The 9,722-nt window shown below is 61.7% G+C and carries 8 protein-coding genes; 6 read left to right on the top strand and 2 right to left on the bottom strand.

The window, feature by feature from the left end:
- The first annotated feature begins 60 nt into the window (after positions 1–60).
- Entirely contained in the window at positions 61–1,314 is a 1,254-nt protein-coding gene (locus WFP39_RS14975; protein WP_336920647.1) for an AAA family ATPase, read from the top strand.
- Positions 1,315–1,466: 152 nt separating this feature from the next.
- Here the strand turns inward: WFP39_RS14975 and WFP39_RS14970 are convergent, their stop codons facing one another.
- Positions 1,467–1,589 (bottom strand): hypothetical protein, encoded by a 123-nt coding sequence (locus WFP39_RS14970; RefSeq protein WP_336920646.1) that lies wholly within the window; start codon positions 1,587–1,589, stop codon positions 1,467–1,469.
- A gap of 109 nt (positions 1,590–1,698) precedes the next feature.
- On the bottom strand, positions 1,699–4,599 hold the full coding sequence (gene uvrA, locus WFP39_RS14965; protein WP_336920645.1) for an excinuclease ABC subunit UvrA: 2,901 nt from the start codon (positions 4,597–4,599) through the stop codon (positions 1,699–1,701).
- A gap of 282 nt (positions 4,600–4,881) precedes the next feature.
- Between uvrA and WFP39_RS14960 the strand changes: the two genes are divergently transcribed.
- The 5 genes from WFP39_RS14960 (at position 4,882) to WFP39_RS14940 (ending at position 9,649) form a co-directional block, all read left to right on the top strand.
- Positions 4,882–5,343: a hypothetical protein gene (locus tag WFP39_RS14960; protein WP_336920644.1), complete on the top strand. Its 462-nt coding sequence runs from the start codon at positions 4,882–4,884 to the stop codon at positions 5,341–5,343.
- Positions 5,344–5,472: 129 nt separating this feature from the next.
- Positions 5,473–7,629, top strand: coding sequence for a M3 family metallopeptidase (locus WFP39_RS14955; protein WP_336920643.1), 2,157 nt, complete (start codon positions 5,473–5,475; stop codon positions 7,627–7,629).
- A gap of 259 nt (positions 7,630–7,888) precedes the next feature.
- A complete protein-coding gene (locus WFP39_RS14950; protein WP_336920642.1) occupies positions 7,889–8,863 on the top strand; it encodes a cell wall hydrolase in 975 nt (324 codons plus the stop codon).
- 126 nt (positions 8,864–8,989) lie between these two features.
- A complete protein-coding gene (locus tag WFP39_RS14945; protein WP_336920641.1) occupies positions 8,990–9,295 on the top strand; it encodes a hypothetical protein in 306 nt (101 codons plus the stop codon).
- 204 nt (positions 9,296–9,499) lie between these two features.
- On the top strand, positions 9,500–9,649 hold the full coding sequence (locus WFP39_RS14940) for a hypothetical protein (protein WP_336920640.1): 150 nt from the start codon (positions 9,500–9,502) through the stop codon (positions 9,647–9,649).
- Positions 9,650–9,722: the final 73 nt, after the last annotated feature.

The following is a 9,722-nucleotide window of genomic DNA, read 5'->3' as shown; positions in this document are numbered from 1 at the left end:
CTCGCCAGAAACTTCCTATCCGCCGTATGCCTTGCCGCCGCCGTGGCTTTCTGGCTCTGATTGAGTCTCGACCCTAACGCATTGGTTAAAGACATTCGTTTGCTAACGGAGTCCATGAGCTCAGAAATTTTGGATCGACTTAAGATCGATTCGACAATTAACATTCCAGATAGCCTTCAAGACTTATTCAGAGCACTGGATTTTTCTACTCGCTTTGGACAACACGAAATACCCTTAATCATGAGAGGTGACGGAATTCAAAGCAGGCACTTACCTTTTATATTAAACTATATATCAGCCAAGTCGTCACAATACCATATTTGGGGATACGAGGAGCCGGAAAACTCTCTCGAGCTTTCAAAGGCATTCGAAATGGCAAAGGATTTTCAGGAGAGGTTCTCCCAAGAAAATCAAATTTTTCTTACAACACATTCCCCTGCCTTTTATGACATCTCGGGGCGTCGAGCCGCCAAGTGGTACATTGAGAGCATGCACGACGGAGAGCGGGTCTCTTCCCAAATTCAGTCAATTGCATCCACTTCAAACGTCGACAAGGCAATGGGCCTACTGTCGGTTATAACGCCTCGCATGAAAAAAGTATATTCGGATTATGTTGAGTTAAAAGAGTCGATCACTGAAATGCAATCGAGGGTAGACTCAGCCGAATGTCCGGTGATTTACGTTGAAGGCCCAAGCGACGTTACAATTCTTAATACCGCTAAAGAAAAATTAGGTTTTCAAGAAATGAACGTTCGCTTTGAATCAGCGAATGGTGCATCTGATATAACTCAATTTTTGAAAATTTCAATTCGAGTAAAAAGAGATAATCGCCCATTAATCGGGATCTTCGACTCCGATGCACGGGGTCGTAGAGAGTTTGATAACTTTCGAAACTACCACAAACTGACGGACACCGAATTTAGAACGCTGGAACGCAGCAGAAAGATTTTTGTTGGAGCCTTAGATGTTCCGACTCACCTCAAACCAGCCGAAGCTGCGTTTCGATCAGTCGGCCTGACACTTCCATTACCTGTCGAGTTTATGTTTGAGCAGTCAGTGATTTTATCGGCCGTTCAGTCCGGCACATTAAATTTGATCGAGAGGAAGGCAAAGATCGCTAATGAAGAGTTTCCATTAGAGGTGACTATCGATTCTGTACTGAAAGGAAAATTAGACGATAGCTACTTGTATCTTGCTAAGGCAATATCAGATGACTGCAAGACAAACTTTGCAACATGGATTTCAGATAGACCAGCCAATGACTTCGAGCCATTTCGAGAGATCCTTAGACAAATTTCTGTCGCTATTACTTGACCTTGACGAATTCGGGCATTGACAGCTTAACACTACCGCAGCGCCAAAAGGGGCAACTTCCGGGGATCGCTCGTAATGTCGTCGAGTATAAATCCTCTCATCAAGCGTGTTCTGATACTGCCCCGGCCTGCGCCGGGGCACACCATTCCCGCTCACTTCCCCAACAACGGCTTCAAATACCGCCCTGTATAACTCCGCTCCACCTTCACCACATCCTCCGGCACGCCCTCGGCAATCACCTCGCCTCCGCGCACGCCGCGTTGTGGCTGCGCCACGTCTTCGACTCCTGGCCCCAGATCGACGATCCAGTCCGCCCCCGGATCAAGTCTGCCATGCAGAGCTTCGCTTCCCGGGGCAGGCTAACCACCGATCACAGCCTGCCTGCTACCTCCCCCGCTCCAGCAGTGGCTTGAGGTAATGTCCGGTGTAGCTGCCCGGTGCCTTTGCGACATCTTCGGGAGTGCCGACGGCGACGATCTGTCCACCCCGCACCCCTCCTTCGGGCCCCAGATCGACGATCCAGTCCGCGGTTTTGATCACATCCAGATTGTGCTCGATCACCACCACGCTGTTCCCCTGATCCACCAGCCGGTGCAGCACTTCCAAGAGTTTGCGCACATCCTCGAAATGCAGGCCCGTGGTCGGTTCGTCGAGGATGTAGAGCGTTTGCCCGGTGCTGCGGCGGCTGAGTTCCTTGGCCAGCTTCACCCGCTGCGCCTCCCCGCCTGACAGCGTCGTCGCCTGCTGGCCCACCTTGACATAGCTGAGGCCGACTTCGTTCAGCATGTGCATTTTGTCGCGGATGGGGGGCACGGCCTTGAAGAACTCCTCCGCGTCCTCGATCGTCATGTCGAGCACGTCGGCGATGGAGTGGCCCTTGAACTTCACCTCCAGCGTTTCGCGGTTGTAGCGTTTGCCGTGGCATTCCTCGCAGGTGACATAGACATCGGGGAGGAAGTGCATTTCGATCTTGATCAGGCCGTCGCCCTGGCACGCCTCGCACCGGCCGCCTTTCACGTTGAAGCTGAATCGGCCGGGCTTGTATCCGCGTGCCTGCGCTTCGGGCAGGCCGGCGAACCAATCGCGGATCTGAGTGAAGGCGCCGGTATAGGTGGCGGGGTTCGATCGCGGGGTGCGGCCGATGGGCGACTGGTCGATTTCGATCACCTTGTCGCAGAATTCCAGCCCCGTGATCCTGTCATGCGCGCCGGCCACCACGCGGGCATTGTTGAGCACGCGCGATGCGCCCGCCTGCAGCGTGTCGATGGTGAGGCTACTCTTGCCGCTGCCCGATACGCCGGTGATGCAGGTAAAGGTGCCGAGCGGGATCGATGCGGTCACGTTCTTCAGATTGTTGGCGCGGGCATTGTGGACGGTGATTTTCTTGCCATTGCCCTTGCGCCGTTTGGCCGGCACCTCGATCTTGCGCGTGCCATTGAGATAGGCGGCGGTAAGGCTTTTCTTGCTCTTCAGGATATCCTTGAGCGTGCCCTGCGCCACCACTTCGCCACCATGCACGCCCGCGCCCGGCCCAAGGTCGACAATATGGTCGGCGGCGCGGATCGCGTCCTCGTCATGCTCGACCACGATCACGGTGTTGCCAAGGTCGCGCAGGCGTTTGAGCGTGGCGAGCAGCATGTCGTTGTCGCGCTGGTGCAGGCCAATGCTGGGTTCGTCGAGCACGTAGAGCACGCCTGACAGGCCGCTGCCGATCTGGCTGGCGAGGCGGATGCGCTGGCTTTCCCCGCCGGACAGCGTGCCCGATGTGCGGTCGAGATTGAGGTAATCGAGCCCGACATTGTTGAGGAAGCCGAGCCGTTCCACGATCTCCTTCAGAATCGCGCGGGCGATCTGGTTCTGCGTCTCGGTCAACTTGTCCGGCAATGCGGTGAAGAAGGCCAGCGCGTCCGCCACCGACAGGCGCACCGGGTCGGCGATGGAATTGCCCGCGACTTTCACGCACAGCGCCTTGTCGTTGAGGCGCGCGCCGTTGCAGGTCTCGCAGGGCTGCGCGGTCTGGAACCGGGAAAGCTCCTCGCGCATCCACGCGCTGTCGGTTTGCAGCAGGCGGCGGTTGAGGTTGCCGATCACCCCTTCGAACGCCTTTTCGACCGTGTATTCCTTGCGCCCGTCCCTGAAGGTGAGCGGCACTTTCCTGCCCCCCGTGCCGTAGAGGATCACCAGCTTCACCTCGCCCGGCAGATCCTTCCACGGCGTGTCGAGGCTGAAGCCGAATGTGGCAGCCAGGCTGGCGAGCACCTGCATGTAATAGGGGGATGGCGGATTGCTCTTGGCCCAGGGCACGATTGCGCCCTTTTTCAGGCTGAGGTATTCGTTGGGCACCACCAGTTGCGGGTCGAACAATTGCTTTTCCCCCAGCCCGTCGCAGGTCGGGCACGCCCCCTGCGGCGCGTTGAAGGAGAAGAGGCGCGGCTCCACCTCCTCGATCGTGAAGCCCGATACGGGGCAGGCGAACTTCTCGGAAAAGACGATGCGGTTCGCGGGCAGGCCTGCGCCTTTGAGGTTGCCGCCGCTTTCCGCTTCCCCCTCGCGCCCCGGCACCACGCCATCCGCCAGATCGACATAGGCCAGCCCGTCGGCCAGTTTCAGCGCGGTTTCAAAACTGTCCGCCAGCCGCGTCACGATCCCTTCACGGACCGCCAGACGGTCCACCACCACTTCGATGTCGTGCTTGTATTTCTTGTCGAGCGCGGGCGCTTCGGCAATCTCGTAAATCTCGCCATCAATGCGCACGCGGGTGAAGCCGGCCTTCTGCCATTCGGCCAGCTCCTTGCGGTATTCGCCCTTGCGCCCGCGCACCACGGGGGCGAGCAGATAGGCCCGCGTCCCTTCTGGCAGGGCCATCACCCGATCGACCATCTGGCTGACGGTCTGCGCGGTGATCGGCAGGCCGGTGGCGGGCGAATGCGGCACGCCGACGCGCGCCCACAGCAGGCGCATGTAATCGTAGATCTCGGTCACCGTCGCCACGGTGGAGCGCGGATTGCGGCTGGTTGTTTTCTGCTCGATGGAAATGGCGGGAGACAGCCCGTCAATATGCTCCACATCGGGCTTCTGCATCATCTCCAGGAACTGCCGGGCATAGGCGGACAGGCTCTCGACATAACGCCGCTGCCCTTCGGCATAGATCGTGTCGAAAGCGAGGCTCGACTTGCCGCTGCCCGACAGCCCGGTAATCACGATCAGCGCATCGCGCGGCAGATCAATATCCACGCCCTTGAGATTGTGTTCGCGCGCACCGCGCACCTTGATATGAGTCAGCATGGGGAACGCGAGGCCTGTTCGAAAGTTTCGGAGATAATGCCAGGGCAGATCATCGGAGCGCTTTGCGGCCTTTGAAAAGGGAAGTCGAGCGGCCCTTTGGTCCTTGGCCGGAGAGTCGCCATGTTCTTCAAATGTTCGTTTTCGTCAAGCGTTCCCCTTCCCCGCCCGGCACAATGCGCCCGCACCGCCCTGCCGGTCAGGTGAGAGTAAAGCATCTTGATGCAAGTCAGATACCAGCGCGTGCACTGCTGGCAACCTGGCTGCACGAAGGAGATGAGACCTATGAAACACCCCACGCCATTTCGCCGGTTCGGCCTTTTCGGTGCGGCAATGGTCGCCGCCAGCGCCCTGTCCGGCCTCCCCGCCGCTGCGCAGCAGCAAGGCAGCGCCGCCAGCGAAGCGCCTTCCGCCACCGATCGCCTGTCGATCCCGGTCACCCCGGAACAGGCCAAGCAGGAAGAGATTGAGCGCGAGCGGCTGAACCGCGAGCAAGCCGCCTTTGCCGAACGCCAACTGGCCGAGAACGCTGCGAGCCGCGCAGCCTATGATCGCGCGGTTGCCGAACGCGAAGCGATTATCGCCCGACAGCGCGCCGAACAGGAAGCTGCCGAGGCCGCATGGCAGGCCGAAGTGCAGGCGCGTGAGCGTGCGCACGAGGAAGCAATGGCGCGCTGGCGTGCGCAGGTTGCCGATGTCGAGGCGTGCAACGCAGGCGACCGCACGCGCTGCCCGCCTGCGCTCTAGGGGCGACCTGCCGAGGCACATGGCCTGCGGCCCATTTGCCGATTGCACCGGGCGGTGCAATTGCCTAAAGGCGCGCTTCAAGTTTCACACGAAACCGCCTTTTTGCCCTGGAATCTGCTTGAGCCTACGATGAATCGCCTTCTCTTGACCGGAGCGGCTGCCGCCGCGCTGCTCTCCGCCTGCACCACGCTGGACACCACCCCGATGGACACCGTCGCAACCGCTCTTCCCCCGCTTCCCGCGGCCACGGGCATTTTCGCTGAACCTTCTGCCCTGCCATTCCAGGCGCCCGATTTCTCGCGCATCCGCGACGAGGATTACCGCCCCGCAATCGAACAGGGCATTGCGATCAAGCTGGCCGAGATCGAGCGGATCGCGCAGAATCCCGAAGCGCCCACCTTCGAAAACACGCTGGTGGCGATGGAGCGCACCGGCCAGATGCTGAACCGCGCCTATGCCGCTTTCAGCCAGAAGCAGGGTGCGGACGCCAACGATGTGCTGAACGAAACCGACAGCGCCGTATCGCCGCAGATCGCGCAGATGAACGACGCGATTTATCTGAACGATGCGCTGTTTGCGCGCGTGAAGGCCATCTACGACAACCGCGCCGCGCTGGGCCTTACGGGCGAGGATGCGATGCTGCTCGACCTCTATTACGAGGAATTCGTGCACCGCGGCGCCTTGCTGGACGATGCGGCCAAGGATGAACTGCGCCGTATCAATGCGCGCATTTCCGAGCTGGAAACCGAATTTTCGCAAAAGCTGACCGCCGCCACCAGCGCGGGCGCGGTGCTGGTCGACACGCGCGAGGAGCTGGCGGGCCTGACCGAAGGCCAGATCGCCGCTGCCGCCGCGCTTGCCACCGAACGCGGGCATCCGGGCAAGTTCATGCTGGCCTTGCAGAACACCACGCAGCAGCCGCTGCTGACCGTGCTGGAAAACCGCAATGTGCGCGAACGCCTGTTCCGCGCCAGCATTGATCGCACATCATCGGGCGGCGAAAACGATACGCGTGGCATTGTGCGCGAAATCGTCGAACTGCGCACGCGCAAGGCGCAATTGTTTGGCGAACCCGATTACGCCAGCTGGCAGATGTATGACCGCATGGCGCAGACGCCCTCGCGCGCGCTGGAATTCATGCGCCAGATGGTGCCCGCCGTCTCTGCCACGCAGCAGCGCGAAGCTGCCGTGCTGAACGAGCGGATTGCGCAGGACGGGCACAATTTCACCGTGCAGCCGTGGGATTGGCCTTTCTATGCCGAGAAGGTTCGGCAGGAACGCTACAACCTCGATGAAAACCGCATCAAACAATATTTCGAAGTCACCAATGTGCTGGAAAACGGCGTGTTCTACATGGCGAACCAGCTTTACGGCCTGACCTTCGAACGGCGCGACGACATTCCCGGCTATCACCCCGATGTCAGCGTCTATCTGGTGCGCGATGCGGATGGCAGCGAACTCTCGCTGTTTTATTTCGATCCGTTCCAGCGCGACAGCAAGCAAGGCGGCGCGTGGATGAGCAATTTCATCGAGCAGAGCCACCTGCTCGGCCTGAAGCCGGTGGTGACGAACACGCAGAACATCGCCCCGCCCGCGCCCGGCCAGCCCGCGCTGGCAAGCTTTGACGATGTCATCACCATGTTCCACGAATTTGGCCATGCGCTGCACGGCATGTTTGCCGATCAGCGCTATCCCAGCCTGTCGGGCACCAATACCACGCGCGACTGGGTGGAGTTTCCCAGCCAATTCCACGAAAACTTCGCCACCATTCCTTCGGTGCTCAACAATTATGCGCGCCACTGGCAGACGGGCGAGCCGATCCCGGCCGAGCTCATCGCCTCGATCGAACGGGCGAGCACGTTCGATCAGGGCTATGCCTTGGGCGAAACGCTGACCGCCGCCCTCCTCGACATGGAATGGCACGCGCTGCGTCCGGGTGAGGCGCCGGCCGATGTGATGGCGTTCGAGGCCGAGGCTCTGGGCCGTCTGGGTCTCAACCCCGATCTGGTGCCGCCGCGTTACCGCACGCCCTATTTCCGGCACATTTTCAGCCACGGCTATGACGCGGGCTATTACGCCTATCTGTGGACGGAGATGCTGCACCACGATGCCTATGATTATGTCGCGGCGAATGGCGGGATGACTCGCGAAATGGGCGAGCGGATCCGGTCGACTTTCCTCGGCCAGGGTCATTCGCGTCCGTTCGACCAGATGTATCGCGATTTCACCGGGCGCGATCCGCAGGTCGAACCGATGCTGCGCGCGCGCGGGCTGCTGGCCGAGTAAGCGGGGTTTTGGGCCGGGGGATCGGGCCTTAACCCCTCGACCGGCACTTCGTCCCGTTCCGGCACGGTGGTTTTGCCGATGCTGCGCGCCCTGTGCAAAGCGGTTACGCGCCTAAGGCGCGCGATTTTGCGCCTGATCGGGACATCCGCCGCTGGCACAGCTTTCGACCCTTTATCCGCACTGGCAAGAGGCTGAACCGGCCGAATTCGCCGCGCGCTTTTCCCGCGTGGCGCAGGGGCGCGGGCTTGCGCGCAAAGCGGTGCGACGCATCCTGTTCAAGCGCGTGGGCGTGCTGCTGGCGGCAGTGGCGGTGCCGGCAATGGCCGCGCCCGATCTGCCGGTGGCGGAGCCGCAGGTGATCCGTTTCGCCATGCCCGAAACCATTCCTTACACACCGGGCGCGATGGCGTGGACCCCTTCCGCAGCGGACCTGTCGGGGGATGCCGCCTCGTCTGATCTGCCCGAAATCATTCCCGCGCCCGCGATCAAGGATGCCGGCCCCGCCGCGCGCCCCTTCACTGCCCTGGCCGGCTTTGCCGACCGGCTGCGGGCGGAGGAATGCCTCGCCATGGCGGTCTATTACGAGGCGGCGAGCGAGAGCAAGGAAGGCCAGCAGGCGGTGGCGCAGGTGGTGATGAACCGGGTGCGCCATCCGGCCTGGCCCAACAGCGTGTGCGGCGTGGTGTTTCAGGGGTCGGAGCGGCAGACGGGATGCCAGTTCACCTTCACCTGCGATGGATCGCTCGCCCGCCGCCCGTCTGCGCAAGGCATGGTGCGCGCGCGGATGATCGCCCGCGCCGCGCTGGGCGGTTTTGTGTTCCGGCCGGTGGGCCTCGCCACGCATTACCACCGCACCGACATCTATCCCTATTGGGCGCCCAGCCTGCACGAAGTGGGCACGATCGGCCTGCACCGCTTCTACCGCTGGAGCGGGGCGGCGGGCCGTCCGGCGGCCTTTTCGGCGGGATATGCCGGCAGCGAGAGCATTCCGCGCTTCAATCTCGTGGCGCGCGCGCAAGGCGCAGCCGAATCGGGAGCGCTGCTGCCGCCTGATGTGGAAGCGGCCGCGGCCGTGCGTCCCGCACCTGCGCCGCTCGGCGCGATCCCCACGCTCGCTCCGGAACTGCCAGCCGCAACCGCAGCCGAACCCAAGCCCGATAGCACGCTCCTGCCCCATTCGGGCCGTGTGCTCGACCAGCACGCCCGCAGCGGGCAATGGCTGCGCCAGCCCTGACAGCGCGGCCAATTGGCTAAGAAGCGGGAAACCATCCTGCCAAACCTTCGCTTAGGCCGGCCGCGCTAGAGGCAGCTTTCGCCCGGCGCATTTTGCGTCTGTGGCCAAGAAGCAGGAAAGCCGCCCATGTCGATCCGTTTCGCCGCACCCAAAAGCGCGATCCGCAACCGCATGGCCGTGAGCCGAGCGCGGCTTTACCGTCGGCGCCCCGCCAACGACAATGCGTCGCCCGCAAATGTAACGGGTGACGCGGCGCTGGCGGCTGCGCTGCGCCACTTTGCCGCGCATGGGATGGCCGCCGCGCAGCGCGCGATGGAACAGGCGGAACTGGCGCGCATCGAGGACGACCCGCACAGCTTCGCCTGGTGGCTGGCGATCTGTCGCCAGCTTGACCGGCAAATGGCCCGCAGGATCAGCCAGTCAGCGCCATGATTGAGGCCCGATCGGCAAGCCGGGGGCAAATGCGCGCGACCTAGGTATTTGCCGGCAGGAACAGCCTTAACCTGCTAGTTATCCCTCGTCCCTAGGGTTCCTTGCGGAAGGAACAGGATCATCGCACGCCTCGATCAACTTCTGGCACGGGCCTTCGGAGCGGAAGCGCAGGACGCGCAGATCCGCGCCACGCTGGCGCAGCGTATGCACCGCCGACCGATCGGCCTGTTCACCGGCGTTGTCTGCGGCCTCGCCACGGGCTGCGTTGTCGCCGCTCTTTCAACCGTCCCGCTGCTGCGTCTGGCAGGCTGTGTCCTTGCCGTGGTGGCCGCCCTGCGGGTGGTGCTGGCCTAGGGTCGAGACTCAATCAGAGCCAGAAAGCCACGGCGGCGGCAAGGCATACGGCGGATAGGAAGTTTCTGGCGAG

Origin of the sequence: Alteraurantiacibacter lauratis, assembly GCF_037154155.1 — a bacterium.
Taxonomy (GTDB): Bacteria; Pseudomonadota; Alphaproteobacteria; order Sphingomonadales; family Sphingomonadaceae; genus Alteraurantiacibacter; species Alteraurantiacibacter lauratis.
This window is presented reverse-complemented; position numbering and strand designations above follow the sequence as displayed.

Excerpts from the sequence above, each read along its gene's own strand:
- uvrA (WP_336920645.1), bottom strand. The coding sequence starts at position 4,599 with ATGCTGACTCATATCAAGGTGCGCGGTGCGCGCGAACACAATCTCAAG.
- WFP39_RS14960 (WP_336920644.1), top strand. The coding sequence starts at position 4,882 with ATGAAACACCCCACGCCATTTCGCCGGTTCGGCCTTTTCGGTGCGGCA.
- WFP39_RS14955 (WP_336920643.1), top strand. The coding sequence starts at position 5,473 with ATGAATCGCCTTCTCTTGACCGGAGCGGCTGCCGCCGCGCTGCTCTCC.
- WFP39_RS14945 (WP_336920641.1), top strand. The coding sequence starts at position 8,990 with ATGTCGATCCGTTTCGCCGCACCCAAAAGCGCGATCCGCAACCGCATG.
- WFP39_RS14940 (WP_336920640.1), top strand. The coding sequence starts at position 9,500 with ATGCACCGCCGACCGATCGGCCTGTTCACCGGCGTTGTCTGCGGCCTC.